Origin of the sequence: Methylobacterium sp. Leaf125 (genome assembly GCF_001423085.1) — a bacterium.
GTDB lineage: Bacteria > Pseudomonadota > Alphaproteobacteria > Rhizobiales > Beijerinckiaceae > Methylobacterium.
The window spans coordinates 24,823-40,686 of the sequence record NZ_LMNU01000046.1 but is presented as its reverse complement, the minus strand read 5'-3'; the positions used below and the strand labels follow the sequence as shown (position 1 = coordinate 40,686).

Genomic DNA, 15,864 nt, shown 5'->3' with positions numbered 1-15,864 from the left:
AGGCTCTGCCCGGGTCAACGCGCAGGACGGGTCCTGGTGCGATCGCGGCGGATGCGTCAGGCGCCGGGCTGGCGCCGTAGCACGCTGGTCACCGCCCCGAGGCTCGCCAGCGCGACGGCGCACCACAAGGTCGCGCTCACCGGTCCCGCCGGCGGGCCGCCCTGGTGCAGGCCGAAGATCACCGCCACCAGGGCCGCGCCGAAGGATTGCCCGGTGAGCCGGGCGGTGGATTGCATCCCGCTCGCCCCGCCGCTCCGGTCCCGTGGGGCGCTGGTGATGATGACCTTGTTGTTGGGCGACTGGAACAACCCGAAGCCGAGGCCGCACAGGGTCAGGCGCCAGGCGATGTCGGGATGCGACGCGCCCGCGGGGAGCAGGGCGGTCGCCGTCAGGCCGGTGGCCATCAGGGCGAGGCCGAGGCCGCCGAGCAGCCCCGGGGCGTAGCGGTCGGCGAGGCGCCCCGAGATCGGGGCCATCAGGGCGATGGCCAGGGGCCAGGGCGTCATCAGGAAGCCGGTCTGCGTCTCGGAGAGGTGCAGCACGTCCTGGAAGTAGAAGGGCAGGGCGACGTAGGCCATCATCTGGGCCGCGAAGGAGGCGACGGAGCTCGCCATCGACAGGGCGAAGGCGGGGATCCGCAGGAGATCGACGGGCAGGAGCGGGCGCGCCAGCCGGGTCTGGGTCCAGACGAAGACCGCGCCGATCGCCAGGGCCGCCCCGATCTCGGCCAGCGCCACGCCCCGGGTCGCCGGGTCGCCGAGTCCGTCGACCCCGATGATGAGCAGCCCGAAGGTCACGGCGTTCAGGAGGGCGCTGCGGATGTCGAAGCGCCCGCCGTTCCGCGGCGTCACCGGCAGGGTGCGGGCACCCACCGTCAGGGCGATCAGCCCCACCGGCAGGTTGACGAGGAACAGCCACGGCCAGCTCGCCACCGACAGGATGGCGGCCGCCACCGTCGGACCGGCGGCGGAGGCCATCGCCACCACCAGGGCGATGTTGCCGACGCCGCGCCCGATCATCCGCTGCGGGTAGATGAAGCGCACCAGGGCGGTGTTCACGCTCATGATGCCGGCGGCCCCGAGCCCCTGCGCGATCCGTGCGGCCACCAGCGCCTCGAAGCTGGGCGCGAAGGCGCAGGCGACGGAGGCGGCCGTGAACACGGCGAGGCCGGCGAGATAGATCCGGCGATAGCCCACGATGTCGCCCAGGGCGGCCAGGGGCAGCAGGGCGGCCGTCACGGCGATCTGGAAGCTGTTCGTCACGAAGATCGCCGCGGAGGGCTCGATTCCGAGGTCCTTGGCCATCACCGGCAGGGCGACGTTGACGATGGCCCCGTCGAGCACCGCCATGGTCATGGCGAGGCCGATGGCCAGGAGCGCCAGCATGCGCTCGCGCACCGGAATGCCGTCCGTCCCGGGCTCGGGCGCCGTCTTGTTCGGGAGCTCCCGGCTTCCGGATGGGTCTCGGCCCTGGATTGGGGCTTCGTCCGGGCGGGAATGTCGGCCGCGCGGATCCTGGCCGGGAGCGTCGGTGGTCATGGCCGAGCCCTGGGACGCTGCGCCGGAAATCGCAAGGGCCGGGGAAACGCGGCGTGTCCTTTGTCACGGGGAGCGAGCGACGCCGGGGCGGAACCTGCGCTATGTCAGCCCGGTGCGTAAGACTGCGCGCCGTTGCCGGGACCCCACATGGACGCGCTCCTCAAACTCTCCGCCCTGCTCTCCGCCCTGCTGCTGGCCGCCCAGCTGTCCGTGGCGCCCGCCACGGCGCAGCCGACGTCCAACGAGACGGCGCCCCTGGGTATCGCCCTGGAGGGCTTCGCCTACCCGTATCCGGTGTTCTACCTCGAGCGGATGCGCGACGGCGAGCGCCAGCGCCTGGCCTACATGGACGTGCCCGCGCAGGGCCAGGCCAACGGCCGGACCGTCCTGCTGCTGCACGGGCGCAATTTCCCCTCGAGCTACTGGCAGCCGGTGATCCAGGCGCTGACCCGCACGGGCTATCGGGTGCTGGCCCCGGACCAGCTCGGCTTCGGCAAGTCGGCCAAGCCCGTGGGACCCTACACCTTCGACGCCATGTCGGCCGACACCGTGGCGCTGCTCGACTCCCTCGGGCTGGCGCGGGTCGACGTGGTGGCCCATTCCATGGGCGGGATGCTGGCGGTGCGCCTCGTGCGCAATGCCCCCACCCGGGTCAACAGCCTCGTCCTCGAAGCGCCGATCGGCCTGGAGGATTACCGCTTCACGGTGCCGCCGGTCTCCGACGCCACCCTGCTGCGCCTGGAGGGCGATGCCACGGCGGAGTCCTACCGGCGCCAGCTGATGACGAACTACGCCCTCTCGCTGCCGGCCTCCGCCGTCGAGCCCTTCGTGTCGCTGCGCGAGCGGGTGAAGGGCTCGGGCGAGTATCCGCGCTGGCTGCAGTCCTTCGTCAATTCCTACCAGGCGATCTGGGGGCAGCCGGTGGTGCACGAGATCCCGCTGATCCAGGTCCCGACCCTCTTCATCATGGGCGAGAACGACCACAACGCGCCCGGCAAGCCCTTCGCGCCGGAAGCCCTCCGGGCCGGCATGGGGCACAATGCCGAGCACGCGCGGACGCTGGCCGGCCAGATGCCCAGCGGCCGCGCCGTGGTGCTCCCGGGGATCGGGCACCTCGTCCACATGGAGGCGACGGACCAGTTCAACACCCTGACGCTCGAATTCCTCGACGGTCACTGAGCGCCGGGCCAACGCGACGGGAGAGACGACATGAGTGTGAGCATGGATGTCGGCGTGATCGGCCTCGGCCGGATGGGCCGCGGCATGGCGGCGAGCCTGGTCCGGGCCGGGCACAGGGTCCGGGTCTGGAACCGCTCGCCGGGCGCGGCCGAGGGGCTCGCCGGCGTGACGCCGGTGGCGCAGGCCGCCGAGGCCTTCGCCGGGGATGCGGCCATCACCATGCTGGCGGACGACGCGGCCCTGCGCGCGGTGATCGTGGAAGGCGGCCTCCTCGACGGCGCCGCCCGCCCGGGCCTGCATCTCTCGATGAGCACGATCTCGGTGGCCCTGGCGCAGGATCTCGCCGCCATCCACGCCCGTGCCGGCGTGCCCTACATCGCCGCTCCGGTCTTCGGCCGTCCGGACGTCGCCGAGGCCGGAGCCCTGAACATCGTGGCGGCGGGCGACCCGGGGGCCATCGACCGGGCCGAACCGCTCCTCGCCGCCATGGGCGCCCGGACCTGGGGCTTCGGACCCGAGCCGCACCGCGCCAATGCGGTCAAGCTCGCGGGCAACTTCATGCTGATCGCGGCGATCGAGGCGATGGGCGAGGCGGCGGCCCTGGCCGAGGGCCACGGCGTGACGGGGGCGGACCTGCTCGACCTGCTGACGAACACCCTGTTCGCCTCGCCGGTCTACAAGAACTACGGCGCGCTCATCGCGGCACGGCGCTACGAGCCGCCGGGCTTCAACCTCAAGCTCGGCGCCAAGGATGTGGGCCTCGCCCTCTCGGCCGCGGGCGCGGCCGGGGTGCCGATGCCCTTCGCCAGCGTGCTGCGCGACAACCTCATCGAGGCGATGGGGCACGGCGACGCCGAGAAGGACCTCGCCGCCCTGGCGGAGGTCGCCCGCCGGCGGGGCCGGACCGCCTGAGACGAAGGCCGCCTCAGCGGTTGAAGACGAACAGCGACACGCCGACCACCACTGGCACCAAAGCGGCGAGGCCGATGAACAGCGGCATGATCCAGCCGCTGCCGTTCTCCGGCCTGGCGGCCTCCCGGGCCTTGGGCGGCGCGGCCTCGGTCTTCCGGGCGAGCGCCACGCGGTCCGGCGTGGGGGCATTGCCGGCCGCCTCGTCGTCGGTGCCGAGCTGCGACAGGCCGGGGTCGTAATGGGCGACCTTGTCCCCGGTCCGGCCGCTGTCGATGTCGGCCTTCAGCATGGCGGTGGTGGGCCGCTCGGACTCGGGCGGCGTCTCGACCGCGAGGTTGCCCGGGGTCGGGGGTGTTTCGGATCGTAAGGTCATGGGGGGGCTCCGTGTCGGGGGCGTACCTGTGGGGGAGCAACGCGCCATGGCGTCGCCCGTTCGCCGCCCGCTCTGACGCAGGACCGCTCGACGCTTCGGGGCCCCGGACCGTGTCCGGGGCCCCGCTTCGGGAAGAGTCGGGTGGGTCTTCGCTCAGCGCCCGCCGCCCCCGCCGCCGGCGCTCCCGTTCGGGATCGCCCGCTCGGGCAGGTTGGCGTTGCCGCCCGCGGCCGAGTCCGTGGCGATCGTGTCGGCCCCGTTCGCGCCGCGGGCGATCACCACGTCCGGGTCGTTGCCGGTGGTGTTGGACTGACCTTCGACGATGACGCCGCGGCCGCCGGGGCCGCGCTCCGGCGCCAGCCCGGTCTGCGCCGCGGCCGGCAGGGCCAGGGTCGATACGAGGCAGGCGGACGCGATCAGGGGCGTCAAGAACTTCATCACTCTCTCCGTGGCTGGGATCTGCAACGGCAACCCGGCCTGATGCGCCCCGTTCCGAAGTAAATGCCTCGGTGAAGACCTTCGTACTGATCCGTACGTTCGCCAAAGCGCTTTTCAAATGCTTGTGGGGAACAGTCGTCGACGGACGGACTTCTTCCCAGAAGCAAGCATTTTCCAAGAATTTTCCAAGACGCGAGCATTCTCGACATCGCAGGAGCGAGCCATGGCCCAGGACGAGCCCACCACGCCCGGTGACACGAAGCCCGGTGACGAGGCGACGCCCGGCACCCCGGGGACCGGCGAGAACCTCTGCCGCCGCTGCCAGGGAACCGGAACCCTGGACGCCGAGCCCTGCCCGGACTGCCGGGGCACCGGCAAGATCACCAGCGGCATCGGGGGCGGCTAGGAGGCGCCGCGACGGCGCCGGACAGAGGCTCGACGCCACGCGTGAGCGGGCGCCGCGTGATCCGGTTCGGACCGCGCCGCGCCCGCTTGGGCCGTCACTGGAGTGGGCCCGTGAGGCCGACCGTCGCCCCGGCGCCCCGGCGGGCGGGGACGACGAGGCTGCCGACCTCATCGACCGGGTTCACGGTCGCCCCGGTCCAGCCAGGGCGGGCTTGCCCGGCTAGGACTTTTCCGGGCTGGCAAGGCTGCTCTGGGCACCCGACAGGTCGGTCTTGCTGCTGGCGAGCCCAGTGGTGTTCCCGGCCGGATCCGACTCGATCGCGTCGGCCGGAACCTCGCGGTTGGCGACGTGGTCCTGGTACTGCTCGGTCTGGACCATCTTGCTGTCGAGCCCGCGCGCGTCGTTGTGCCGGGACTTGTCGCGATTGCTCAGGACCATGTTCTCTTCCAGGATCCCGTCCGGCAGGTCCGTCATCGCGCCGCTGCCCGTGCCCTTGCCCTGGGCGGCCGAGCCCATCTTGTGTCGATCGGCGTTCGCCATCCTGGCGTCTCCTTGGCTGTGTCTCCGAAGGGAATCCGTCTCAGTGCGAGCGGTCGGCGGACTTGCCCGCCGCACCGTGGGCGTGCTGGCGGTCGCGCTCGCCCCCGCCGCCGGAGACGTGCGAGCGGGTGTCGCTGGTGGGGCTGCCCGGCGCCGGGCCGTCGTGGTCCACCGCCTGCGGCTTCGACGCGTCCTGGTGGCTGGAGCCGGGGCCGCCGTGGTGACGGTCGGCCGCGGGCGTCTTCTTCGCGGTGCTCATCAGCGATCCTGGCTCATCAGCGATCCTGTTGGTAGCCCTGGTTGGTGGTGTTCACCTTGGAATTGCCCGCCTGACCGACCTTGTCGGGGTTCTGGGTCTGGCCCGAGCCCTTCGGGCCCGTGGCGAGGGGCGCCTCCGGCGTGCTGCCGGGGCCCTTGTGGGACTGGTTGGCGGGGGGAACGGGCGGTGCCTTCGCCGTCATGCCGGGCTCCTGTCAGTGATGTCGGATGGGTCAACAAACAATCTCGCCGGATCACATCTGTTCCGGGTCGGTCAAACTTTGACGCTGGCAGGCTACAGCGTCCGAATTTTCTCCTCGATACGCTGCGCTTCCTTGTCGTCGATCTCGACCGGACGGCCGCTGTCATCGGGAATACCTTCGCCGGTCTGGGCGATGGTGGTGTCGCGCGGTCGTGAATTGGGGCCGGTCGAGTCCGGTTTCTCCGAACTCGGCGCGTTCGTGTCACGCTCCATGGTACGCTCCTGCCTGTGCGAGGGGTCGCCGTCCGGTTCAGGCCTTCCCGGGCGTGTCATCCTTCCGGGTCGGGCTCGGGTCCGAGATCCGGCGCAGGTTCTCGGGCGGGGTCGCCGCCTCGACCTCCTCGACGCTGGCGATCGATCCCCCCGAGACCGCATCGAGGCGCGGGAAGTCGGAGGCGATCCGCGCGGCTTCCGCCTGCCCGCCCGGGTCCGATTGCAGCGTGTGCTGCAGGCGGTCCGGCAGGCCGATATCCCGGGGGTCGTCCTGGCCCAGGTCCTGGCCGTTGCGGTCGGTATAGGGGTCGAAGTCGCGCAGGTTCGGTCGGGAGGGGGCGTCCGACGGCTTGCGGGTGTCGTTCATCGCGGGTCTCCGAAGAAAGGACAGGACAACAGGATCCCAGGATCACAGGACGGAAGGGATCATAGGACGGCTAGGATCACAGGACGGAAACGATCACGGGAGAGGACGGCCGCCGGTGACCGTGCGGGTCGCGCCGGAGCCGGGTTTCAGGTTTGCCGGCGTGTCGCGAGGGGGGCTTCGGGCCTTCCGTCATCGCCAAGCTCCCTCCGTGACTGGCCTGGGCCGGGTCGTGCGAGACCCGTGTGCCCGGCGGCCCCGTCCGCATCGGTGCCGACGTGGCGCCGCGCGACGGCGGCTCGAACGCCCGGTCGCACACCCTCGGTCTCACGGGGTGGTTCTGAGGGGACAACCCCGGCGGGATCGCTTTGTTTCGCCCGCGTCACCCGGGCCCCGTCCGCGAAGACCCGTCGGATGTCCGCCGCGACGGCGTCGCGTTCCCGAAGACGGAGCTCTCCTCAGCGCCGGAGGTGGCCGAGGGGCAGGGCGGTCGTGTACTTCACCTGTCCCAGGGCGAAGCTGGAGCGGATGCTCGCGACGCCGGGGATGCGGGTGAGGTAATCGAGCACGAGCTTCTGGAACTGGCCCAGATCCTCCACCACCACGCGCAGCATGTAGTCGGCCTCGCCGCTCATCAGGTAGCACTCCATCACCTCGGGACGGTGTCGCACCGCGTCGTCGAAGGCCTTCAGCGCATTCTGGGTCTGTTTCTCCAGCGTGACGTGGACGAAGACGTTGACCGCCAGCCCGAGGGCGATCGGATCGGCCACCGCCACGGAGCGCTGGATGATCCCGCTGGCCTTCAGGTCGTTGATCCGGCGCCAGCAGGGCGAGGTCGAGAGCCCGACCTCCTGGGCCAGCTCGGCGACGCTGATCTCGCTGTCGCGCTGCAGGCGTTCGAGGATGCGCAGGGACGCGTCGTCCAGCGTGATCGACCTTGGCGGCATAATCTGTCCCCGAACCAGAGGAGAGCGGCATGTCTGTCCGATCTTCCCGCTCTAACCGGAAAACCAAGACGAAAATACCGGCTGTTCGGTCATAAACATCCGGGGCCGCGGGCTCGTCCGCGCTCTGTCTGCGGACCCCCGTCATGGTCGATTCCTACGCCCCGCTGCTGGCCTCGCCGCCCATGGCGCCCGCCCGCCCCCGCCTCGCGGTGCCGACGGGGGTCTGGCTCGGCCTGATGGTCCTGCTCTGGGGCCTGAGCTGGCCGGCGATGAAGCTCTGCCTCGACGCCGCTCTGCCCCTCTGGCTCGCGACCCTGCGCTTCTCCAGCGCCGGCGCGGTCCTGTTCGGGTTTCTCGCCCTCAAGGGCCGCCTGCGCTGGCCGCCCCGGGCCGACTGGCCGGTGCTCGCCAGCGTCGGGTTCCTGCAGATGATGGCCTTCACGGCGCTGGGCCTGATCGCGATGCGCCACACCGATGCGGGCCGGGCGGCGCTGCTGGCCTACACCACACCGGTCTGGGTCCTGCTCGGCGCCTGCCTGGTCCTGCGCGCGCGCCCGTCGCGCCGGCAGGGCGTCGCGATCCTGTTCGGTCTCGTGGGCGTCGCCGTGGTGTGCTCGCCCATGGGCATGGACTGGACCGATCCCGACGTGCTCCTGGGCAACAGCCTGCTGCTGGTCTGCGCGCTCTGCTGGGCCGGCGTCATCCTGCATGTCCGGCATCACCGCTGGCGCGCGCATCCCCTGGACCTCGCGCCCTGGCAGATGCTGCTGGCCGCGGTCCCCCTGGCCGTCGCGGCCTTCGCGGTCGAGGGGCCGCTCGCGGTCGCGTGGTCGCCGCGCCTCGTCGGGCTCTTGGTCTTCATCGGCCCCGTGGCGACGTCGCTGTGTTTCGTGATCTTCACGACGGTCGGCCGGCGCATCGACAGCTTCACCATGGCGAACGCCACCCTCGGGGTCCCGGCGGTGGGGCTGCTGTCCTCCGCCCTGCTCCTGGGCGAGCGCCTCGGTCCCGCCCTGCTGGTCGGCCTCGGCTGCCTCGCCGCCGCCCTGGTCACCGCGGCGCAGGATGCGCGCCGCGCCTGACCGGGATCGGTCGGGCACGTTCCCTCCGGATCGGGCCACTCCCTCGCGGTACGGGCACATCTTTTGCGCATCGTCGGCCGGAGATGCGGGAACCGATCTGGTCCCACTCCTGCTTCCGCAGCCGCAACGGGCACGGGACGGATCGAAGCGACATGCAGGACGACGAGACGCGGGTGGAGAGCCGGGACCGGGTGGGCTCGATCTGCCGGTCCCTGCGCCGGGCGATCGTCGAGCGGGCGATCATGCCCGGCGACCGCCTGCCCGAGGACGCCCTCGGGGAGCGCTTCGGCGTCAGCCGCACCATCGCGCGCCAGGCCCTCGGGCAGCTGGCGGGGGAGGGGCTGGTGGAATTGCGGCGCAACCGCATCGCCGTGGTGGCGACCCCGAGCTGGGCGGAGGCCCGCGACACCTTCGACGTCCGCATCAGCCTGGAGCGCCTCGTGGTCGCCCGCCTGGTCGGACGGCTGACGCCCGACCAGCAGGCCGCGCTCCACGCGCATATCGGCCAGGAGGAGGCGGCCCAGGGCGGGGCGGACGGCGCCTCGATCCGGCTCGCCACCGAGTTCCATCTGCTGCTCGCCCAGATGACCGGCAGCCCGGTGCTGGAGCGCTACGTGGCCGAGCTCGGCTACCGCTGCGCTCTGGTGCTCTCGCTCTACAGCCGACCGCATTCCGCCGAGTGCGGGGTCAGCGAGCACCGTGCCCTCGTCGCCGCCCTGATCGCCGGCGAGCCCGCCCGGGCCGTGGCGCTGATGGACCACCACCTCGACGCGGTGGCCGAGCGGGCGCGGATCGTCGCCGCCCCGCCGCGCGAGCGCGACCTCGGCCGCCTGCTCGCCCCCTATATCGAGCCCGTGGGCGGCTGACGGGCCCTCGTGCCCCATCCGCCGGATCCCGTCGGGATGGCGGATGGGGGCTTCGTTCAAGGGCCACGCGGGCTTGCTGATCCGGGGACCGCTGCGGCCTTATGGAGCAAATGCACCAAATGCCATCGTCTGCGCGATTAACATCAGATCTAACGATGGCAAATTATTTTTGTTTGAGTGGCCTGTCTCGTGCGATATTGGACGCCACTTAAAGAAGTGTTATCCACAGAATGTGGAGTGACGCCTGTGCGTATCGGGGGCGCCGCTCTCTGGGGATTGAAGGCGGTATCCGCGTTCACGGCGCGTAAACCACACCTTGGCAGCCTGTAAGCATGGCCAAGCTTCGATCGCCCTTTTTTAGTTCACGGATCGGCCGGAGGGCCGAAGGGGCCGATATGGCAGCGAAGTCAACGTCTCGCCCTGTGCAGGGCGATGGGCATGTCATAGTCAAATTGCCTGGGGCTGGCGCTGTGCGTTTGGACCTTAAGAAGCATAAATTCACTGATTAGTATCTTTGAGCTGCTGAACCAGAAGCTTACGCTTGAGCCCAAGCCGGCCTAATGCAGTCAGTGGGGTGATGGAGTAGTTCGCGGCCAGTCACTCCGCTCTCGTCATCCACACCTGCCCTGCCTGCGTCCGCTCCCCCTCCACTATCCGGCTCGCGCGCATCTTCCTGAGTGCGCAGCCGACGCGGCGCGTGACATCGGCCAGTAAGCGCCGGTCCCGTCCATCCTTCCCCTCTGTCTGGCAGACGAGCAGCGCCAACTGACGGGCCGTCAGGGGCTCCCCTGCCTTGCGTAGCTCGGCCAAGAGGTACTCCCGTAGCTCGTGGCGGTAGAACAGCACGATACGGGCTGCGCGGGGCGTAGAGCCCTCTAGCTCTCCCCTAAACCCGCACGCCGCTTAGAACCCTGTCCAGGGCCTCAATGTTGTTGGAGAGGATCGCCATGCGCTCGCGCAGATCGGCGTTCTCTCGGCTCAGCTCCTCGCGCTTGGCGAGGAGTCCGTTGATGAGGCTTTGATCGTCCATTTTGCCATCATAGGCGATACGTAGGCCTTTACCTAAGGTGCTTTTTGGTACATTTGCTCCATAAGGCCGGACCGCTGCGATCGGGTGCGGCCCGGATCAGGTGTTCAGGCCGTGCTGGCTGAGGAGGCGCTCGGCGCTGTCGTTCCAGACCTCCATGGTGACGATCAGGCCGTCCCGCACCGTGAAGCGGTCGACGTAGCGGTTGCCCTCGAACGGCGTCCCGTCCGGCCAGGCGCCGTAGAGCGTGCCGAGGCTGTAGACCGTGGTGACGCCGTCGCCCGGCACCACGTCGAGGCGCTCCATCCGCTTCTTCACCCAGGCGTAGCGCCCGGCATTGAAGGCCGTGACCTCGCGCGGATGCGCGAAGTTGCGCCCGCCCGTGAACACGATGGTGATGCCCGGCGCCATGTAGGTCGCCGCCCGCTCGGGGTCGGGCACCATCGAGGCTTCGAGGTAGGCGGTGACGTTGGCCGCGTCGCGGGCTGTGGTGTCGGTCATGATCGGCTCTCCGGGGACACGCCCCTCCCTGCCGCAAACGCCGCCAAAGTGCATGCAACAAGTGTATGCACTTTGGCGCTTGGGCAGGCACGCGGCGGCGTTGCGCAGAAATCCCTGAGCAAATTCAAGGCCAAGACGGCTGGCATGGGGGTTGCGGAGTGGCCGGCGAAGCATCCGCCGGAGAAACCCCATGCCCAGCCGATCGACGCCCCTGACCCGCCGCCTCGCCCTGGGGGCGTGCCTTGCTCTCGGGCTCTCCGTCTCCGGCACGGCCCGGGCCGCGGAGCCGATCCGGATCGGCCTCGTCACGGCCCTGAGCGGGCAGTCGGCGAAATCCGGCGAGGCGATCTCCCGCGGCATCGGCTTGGCCATCGACGAGATCAACGCCGGGGGCGGCGTGCTCGGGCGGCCCCTGGAGCTGGTGGCGCGGGACGACGAGGCCAATCCGTCGAAGGGCGTGCTGGCCGCCCGCGAGCTGATCCAGCGGGTCGGCGTGGTGGCGCTGGTCGGCGGCCTCGACACGCCGGTCTCGATGGCGCTGGTGCCCATCGCCAACCAGATGAAGGTGCCGTTCCTCGGCCCCTGGGCCGCCGGCACCGGCATCACCCGCAACGGCGCGGCCGACAACTACGCCTTCCGGGTCTCGGCCGTGGACGCCCTGGTGGACGAGGCCCTGGTCACCTACGCGGTGAAGACCCACGGGGCGAAGAAGCCCGGGATGATCCTCGTCAACAACGCCTGGGGCGAGTCGAACCAGCAGGGCCTCACCGCGGCGCTGAAGGCCGCCAACCTGCCGGCCGCCGGCATCGAGAAGTACGAGGCCGCCGACCTCGACATGGTGCCCCAGCTCACCCGCCTGCGGGAGGCCGGCGCCGACACCCTGTTCCTCGTCGGCAATGTCGGGCCCTCCGCCCAGGTGGTGAAGTCCCTCGACCGGATGGGCTGGAGCGTGCCGGTGGTCTCGCACTGGGGCCCGGCCGGCGGCCGCTTCGACGAGCTCGCCGGGCCGAGCGCGGCGAAAGTCCACTTCATCCAGACCTTCACCTTCGCGGGCAACACCAGCCCGAAGGCCCTCGCGGTCCTCGACGCGCTCAAGGCGAAGTATCCGGCGATCCAGTCGATGGCCGACGTCACCCCGGCGGTGGGCATCGCCAACGCCTACGACGCCACCCACCTGCTCGCCCTGGCGATCAAGGCCGCCGGCTCGACCAAGGGACCGGAGGTGCGGGACGGCTTCTACAAGGTCGCGACCTATCCGGGCCTGATCAAGACCTACGACAAGCCCTTCGCGCCGGGCCAGCACGACGCCCTCGGTCCGCAGGACTACGTCTTCACCCGCTTCCGGAACGGCGAGATCGTCGCCGTCACGAACTGAGGGAACGGGGCCGATGCTCACGGGAACGCTCATCACCGGCCTCGGCCTCGGCAGCATGTACGGGCTCGTGGCGCTCGGCTTCCACATCACCTACGCGGTCTCGGGCACGGTGAACTTCGCGCAGGGCAGCGCCGTCACCCTCGGGGCGGTGCTGGGCTACACCCTGGGGGTGACCCTCGGCTGGCCGATGCCGGCCGCGATCCTCGGGGCGCTGCTCGGCTGCGCGGTCCTCGGCGTCACGGTGGAGCGGCTGCTGGTGCGGCCCTTCGTCGAGAAGGGCTCGGAGGCCTGGCTGCTCGCCACCGTGGCGGGCGGCATCGTCCTCGACAACGCGATGCTGTTCACCTTCGGCAAGGAGCCGCGCAGCCTGCCCTCGTCGCTGGCCGTGACGCCGGTGGAGATCTTCGGCACCGGCATCTACCCGCTCCAGCTCCTCATTCCCGTGGTCGGGCTCTCGGTGGCGGTGGCGATCCAGACCCTGTTCCGCCGCACCGATCTCGGACGGGTGCTGCTGGCGGTGGCGCAGAACGCCGACGCCGCGCGGCTGATGGGCATCGACGTCCGGCGCACGGTGGCCTGCGCCTTCGCGCTCTCGGCCCTCCTCGCCGGGGCCGCCGGACTCCTCATCGCGCCGCTGTTCTCGGTCTCGGCCGAGATGGGCGCGCTGTTCGGGATCAAGGCCTTCGCGGTGGCGATCCTGGGCGGCATCGGCTCGGCCACCGGCGTGGTGCTGGCGGGCCTGCTCTACGGCCTCGTCGAGGCCGGGGTCACCGCGACCCTCGGCTCCACCTACACCCAGCTGGTGGTGTTCTCGGTGATCATCCTCGCCCTGGCCCTGCGCCCCGACGGGCTCCTCGGCCGCGCCGCCATCAACAAGGTCTGAGCCCGATGCACCGCCTGCGCGCCCCGGCCGCGATGCCGCTCGCCATCCTGGCCCTGACCCTGGCGGGCCTCGCCCTGGTGGGGCTGACCGGCGGCTACAGCCACTTCGTCATCGCCCTGGTGGCCCTGACCACCGTCGCCGGGACCGGGCTCAACGTCCTCCTCGGCCTCACCGGGCTGATCTCCTTCGGGCATGCGGGCTTCTACGCCGTCGGCGCCTATGCGAGCGCGATCCTCACCGGGGCCGGCCTGAGCTTCTGGCTCGCCCTGCCGGCGGCCGGCCTGCTCTCGGGCCTGGTCGGGGCGGGGCTCGCGGTGCCGGCCATGCGGGTGAAGGGCCCCTACCTGGCGATGGTCACGATCGCCTTCGGCTTCATCATCGAGCATGCCCTGATCGAGGGCGGGTCGCTCACCGGCGGCCAGAACGGCCTCGTGGTCACAACCGGGCCGAGCCTGTTCGGCGTGCCCTTCGCCGAGCGCGAGCTGGCGTTCCTCGCCGTCCTCGCCGCGGGCCTGAGCCTCTTCGGCTTCCACCGCCTCGCCCGCAGCCGCCTCGGCCGGGCGATGCGGGCGGTGCGCGACGCCGACGTGGCGGCCGCCTCCCTCGGCTTCGACCCGGTGCGGGTGAAGATCCTGGCCTTCGCGATCTCGGCGGCGCTGACGGGCCTCGCCGGGGCGGTGCTGCCGCCCCTGATGCTGTTCATCGCCCCGAGCTCGTTCCCGTTCTCGCAGTCGATCCTGTTCGTGCTCTCCGTGGTGGTCGGCGGCGCCGGCACCGTGCTGGGGCCGCTGTTCGGCGCCCTCGTCACCGTGCTGCTGCCCGAGACCCTGGCGGGGCTCGCCGAGTACCGCCTGCTGTTCTTCGGCCTCGCCACCCTGGTGGTGCTCTGGCTGGTGCCCGCGGGGATCGTCGGCAGCGCGGCGCGGCTGCTGCCGCGGCCGCGGACCGGCGCCCTGCCGCCGGCGATGGATTTCGCCCGGCTCATCGGGCAGCGCGGGGCGCAGGCCCTGGTGGTCGAGGGCATCGGCATCCGCTTCGGCGGCATCCGTGCGGCCGAGGGCGTCTCGGTCCGGGCGGAGGCCGGGGCGGTGACGAGCCTGATCGGCCCCAACGGCGCCGGCAAGACCACCGTGCTCAACATGATCTCGGGCTTCTACCGGCCGCAGGCCGGGGCGATCCGCCTGGGGGAGCGGGACCTCGCCGGGGCCCCGGCCCACGCCATCGCCCGGGCCGGCATCGCCCGCACCTACCAGACCACGCGCCTGTTCGGCTCGCTCGGCGTCCTCGACAACGTCGCCCTGGCGTTCGAGCCGGGCCGCCTCTGGCGCCGCTCCGGCGCGCAGGACCGCGCCGCCGCCGCGGCCCTGCTGGACTTCGTCGGCTACGCGGGCGACCTCGACCGGCCGGCCGCGGAGCTGCCCCATGTCGACCGCCGCCTCGTGGAGATCGCCCGGGCCCTGGCCGGCCGGCCGCGCATCCTCCTCCTGGACGAGCCCGCCGCCGGCCTGACCCGGGCCGACACCGACGCGCTGGGCGGCCTCCTGCGCCGGATCGCCGGGCAGGGCATCGCCGTGGTGCTGGTCGAGCACGACATGCCCCTGGTGATGGGAGTCTCGGACGCGATCCTGGTCATGGATGCCGGGCGGCCGATCGCCCACGGGACCCCGGCCGCGATCCGCCACGACCCGGCGGTGATCCGCGCCTATCTGGGCGGGGCCGACACGCCGGCCCGGCCCCGCGCCACCGCCTGGAAGCCGCCGGCCGACGCGGTGCTCTCGACCCAGGGCCTTACGGCCGGCTACGGCGCCGCCCCGGTCCTCGACCGCGTCGCCATCGAGGTCCGCCCCGGCGAGACCGTGGCGCTGCTGGGCGCCAACGGCGCCGGCAAGTCGACGACCCTGCGGGCGCTCGCCGGCCTGCTCCGGCCGGTCTCGGGCGGGATCGTGCTGGAGGACCGGGCCATCGCGCAACTGCCCGCCCACACGATCGCCCGCCTCGGCCTCGCCCTGGTGCCCGAGGGCCGGCAGGTCTTTCCCGAGCTGACCGTGATCGAGAACATCCGCCTCGGGGCCCATGGCCGCACGACGCCCATCGACCCGGCCGAGATCGAGGCGCTGCTCACCCGCTTCCCCCGCCTGCGCGACCGGGCGACGAGCCGGGCGGGCCTGCTCTCGGGCGGCGAGCAGCAGATGCTGGCGATCGCCCGCGGGATGATGGCGCAGCCGCGCATCCTCCTCCTCGACGAGCCCTCCCTCGGCCTGGCGCCGGCGATGATCAACGCCCTCTACGCCGTGGTGGCGGACCTGCGCGACCAGGGCGTCACCATCCTGATCGTCGACCAGATGGCGGCCCTGGCCCTGACGGTGGCCGATCGCGGCTACGTGCTGGAGCAGGGCCGCGTCGTCACCGCCGGCACCGCCGCCGAACTCAGCGCCGATGCCGGCCTGGAGGCCGCCTATCTGGGAGCTGCCTGACGGGGCCGACGGCCGGGCCGGCGTCGGCGCATTGCGGAGGCGCTGCCCGCGCGCTGGCGCGCGACGACATTCGAGCCAGCGCCGTAGGGTCGGGATTCAATCCGGTTCAATCATCGGGGGGCGGATTTCGGCCCTTTGCACCCCCTCTGACGGTCCGCGTCTCGGCAGCTTGATGGACGACGCGCTACGACCAAGTTGGGTGGATTTTTGTCTGTCCGCTTTCGGG

The 15,864-nt window shown here is 71.4% G+C and carries 19 protein-coding genes; 8 read left to right on the top strand and 11 right to left on the bottom strand.

Annotated elements, in window-relative coordinates; translation table 11 throughout:
- Nucleotides 1-56 precede the first annotated feature (56 nt).
- Entirely contained in the window at nt 57-1,385 is a 1,329-nt protein-coding gene (locus ASF58_RS21325) for an MFS transporter (RefSeq protein WP_055957657.1), read from the bottom strand.
- A 300-nt stretch (nt 1,386-1,685) separates the two neighbouring features.
- Here ASF58_RS21325 and ASF58_RS21320 point away from each other — a divergent pair, with 300 nt between their 5' ends.
- Both ASF58_RS21320 and ASF58_RS21315 read left to right on the top strand, forming a co-directional pair.
- Nucleotides 1,686-2,717, top strand: a complete 1,032-nt coding sequence (locus tag ASF58_RS21320; RefSeq protein ID WP_055957264.1) for an alpha/beta fold hydrolase — start codon at nt 1,686-1,688, stop codon at nt 2,715-2,717.
- A gap of 42 nt (nt 2,718-2,759) precedes the next feature.
- Entirely contained in the window at nt 2,760-3,629 is an 870-nt protein-coding gene (locus tag ASF58_RS21315) for an NAD(P)-dependent oxidoreductase (RefSeq protein ID WP_055957261.1), read from the top strand.
- A 13-nt stretch (nt 3,630-3,642) separates the two neighbouring features.
- Here ASF58_RS21315 and ASF58_RS21310 read toward each other — a convergent pair whose 3' ends face one another.
- Both ASF58_RS21310 and ASF58_RS21305 read right to left on the bottom strand, forming a co-directional pair.
- Complete coding sequence (locus tag ASF58_RS21310) at nt 3,643-4,002, bottom strand: hypothetical protein (protein ID WP_055957258.1); 360 nt, start codon at nt 4,000-4,002, stop codon at nt 3,643-3,645.
- Nucleotides 4,003-4,155: 153 nt separating this feature from the next.
- Nucleotides 4,156-4,440, bottom strand: coding sequence for a hypothetical protein (locus ASF58_RS21305; RefSeq protein ID WP_055957255.1), 285 nt, complete (start codon nt 4,438-4,440; stop codon nt 4,156-4,158).
- A 223-nt stretch (nt 4,441-4,663) separates the two neighbouring features.
- On the opposite strand from ASF58_RS21305, the gene ASF58_RS21300 reads away from it, so the two are divergent.
- Nucleotides 4,664-4,846, top strand: coding sequence for a hypothetical protein (locus ASF58_RS21300; RefSeq protein WP_055957253.1), 183 nt, complete (start codon nt 4,664-4,666; stop codon nt 4,844-4,846).
- Between the two features lie 219 nt (nt 4,847-5,065).
- On the opposite strand, the gene ASF58_RS21295 is transcribed toward ASF58_RS21300, so the two are convergent.
- The 6 genes from ASF58_RS21295 to ASF58_RS21270 form a co-directional block, all read right to left on the bottom strand.
- Nucleotides 5,066-5,386 carry a hypothetical protein gene (locus ASF58_RS21295; protein WP_055957250.1) on the bottom strand — a complete coding sequence of 107 codons (321 nt, stop codon included), beginning with the start codon at nt 5,384-5,386 and terminating at the stop codon, nt 5,066-5,068.
- A gap of 40 nt (nt 5,387-5,426) precedes the next feature.
- On the bottom strand, nt 5,427-5,645 hold the full coding sequence (locus ASF58_RS21290; protein ID WP_055957247.1) for a hypothetical protein: 219 nt from the start codon (nt 5,643-5,645) through the stop codon (nt 5,427-5,429).
- A 16-nt stretch (nt 5,646-5,661) separates the two neighbouring features.
- Nucleotides 5,662-5,847: a hypothetical protein gene (locus ASF58_RS21285; protein WP_055957244.1), complete on the bottom strand. Its 186-nt coding sequence runs from the start codon at nt 5,845-5,847 to the stop codon at nt 5,662-5,664.
- A gap of 92 nt (nt 5,848-5,939) precedes the next feature.
- The gene (locus ASF58_RS21280) at nt 5,940-6,119 is read right to left on the bottom strand and encodes a hypothetical protein (RefSeq protein ID WP_055957242.1); all 180 of its coding nucleotides are present in this window, start codon (nt 6,117-6,119) and stop codon (nt 5,940-5,942) included.
- A 37-nt stretch (nt 6,120-6,156) separates the two neighbouring features.
- The gene (locus ASF58_RS21275) at nt 6,157-6,486 is read right to left on the bottom strand and encodes a hypothetical protein (RefSeq protein WP_055957240.1); all 330 of its coding nucleotides are present in this window, start codon (nt 6,484-6,486) and stop codon (nt 6,157-6,159) included.
- A 455-nt stretch (nt 6,487-6,941) separates the two neighbouring features.
- Nucleotides 6,942-7,430, bottom strand: a complete 489-nt coding sequence (locus ASF58_RS21270; RefSeq protein WP_055957238.1) for an Lrp/AsnC family transcriptional regulator — start codon at nt 7,428-7,430, stop codon at nt 6,942-6,944.
- Nucleotides 7,431-7,573: 143 nt separating this feature from the next.
- Between ASF58_RS21270 and ASF58_RS21265 the strand changes: the two genes are divergently transcribed.
- Both ASF58_RS21265 and ASF58_RS21260 read left to right on the top strand, forming a co-directional pair.
- A complete protein-coding gene (locus tag ASF58_RS21265; RefSeq protein ID WP_055957234.1) occupies nt 7,574-8,512 on the top strand; it encodes a DMT family transporter in 939 nt (312 codons plus the stop codon).
- 152 nt (nt 8,513-8,664) lie between these two features.
- A complete protein-coding gene (locus tag ASF58_RS21260; protein ID WP_055957232.1) occupies nt 8,665-9,378 on the top strand; it encodes a GntR family transcriptional regulator in 714 nt (237 codons plus the stop codon).
- Nucleotides 9,379-10,264: 886 nt separating this feature from the next.
- Here the strand turns inward: ASF58_RS21260 and ASF58_RS26300 are convergent.
- Nucleotides 10,265-10,408: a hypothetical protein gene (locus ASF58_RS26300; protein ID WP_156375834.1), complete on the bottom strand. Its 144-nt coding sequence runs from the start codon at nt 10,406-10,408 to the stop codon at nt 10,265-10,267.
- Between the two features lie 96 nt (nt 10,409-10,504).
- A complete protein-coding gene (locus ASF58_RS21250; protein WP_055957228.1) occupies nt 10,505-10,906 on the bottom strand; it encodes a nuclear transport factor 2 family protein in 402 nt (133 codons plus the stop codon).
- A gap of 190 nt (nt 10,907-11,096) precedes the next feature.
- Between ASF58_RS21250 and ASF58_RS21245 the strand changes: the two genes are divergently transcribed.
- Genes ASF58_RS21245 through ASF58_RS21235 form a run of 3 tightly spaced genes read left to right on the top strand, consistent with a single transcriptional unit; the run spans nt 11,097 to nt 15,638 of the window.
- On the top strand, nt 11,097-12,281 hold the full coding sequence (locus ASF58_RS21245; RefSeq protein ID WP_055957226.1) for an ABC transporter substrate-binding protein: 1,185 nt from the start codon (nt 11,097-11,099) through the stop codon (nt 12,279-12,281).
- A 13-nt stretch (nt 12,282-12,294) separates the two neighbouring features.
- Nucleotides 12,295-13,164 (top strand): branched-chain amino acid ABC transporter permease, encoded by an 870-nt coding sequence (locus ASF58_RS21240; RefSeq protein ID WP_055957225.1) that lies wholly within the window; start codon nt 12,295-12,297, stop codon nt 13,162-13,164.
- Between the two features lie 5 nt (nt 13,165-13,169).
- Nucleotides 13,170-15,638, top strand: a complete 2,469-nt coding sequence (locus tag ASF58_RS21235; protein WP_055957223.1) for a branched-chain amino acid ABC transporter ATP-binding protein/permease — start codon at nt 13,170-13,172, stop codon at nt 15,636-15,638.
- The last annotated feature ends 226 nt before the right edge of the window (nt 15,639-15,864 follow it).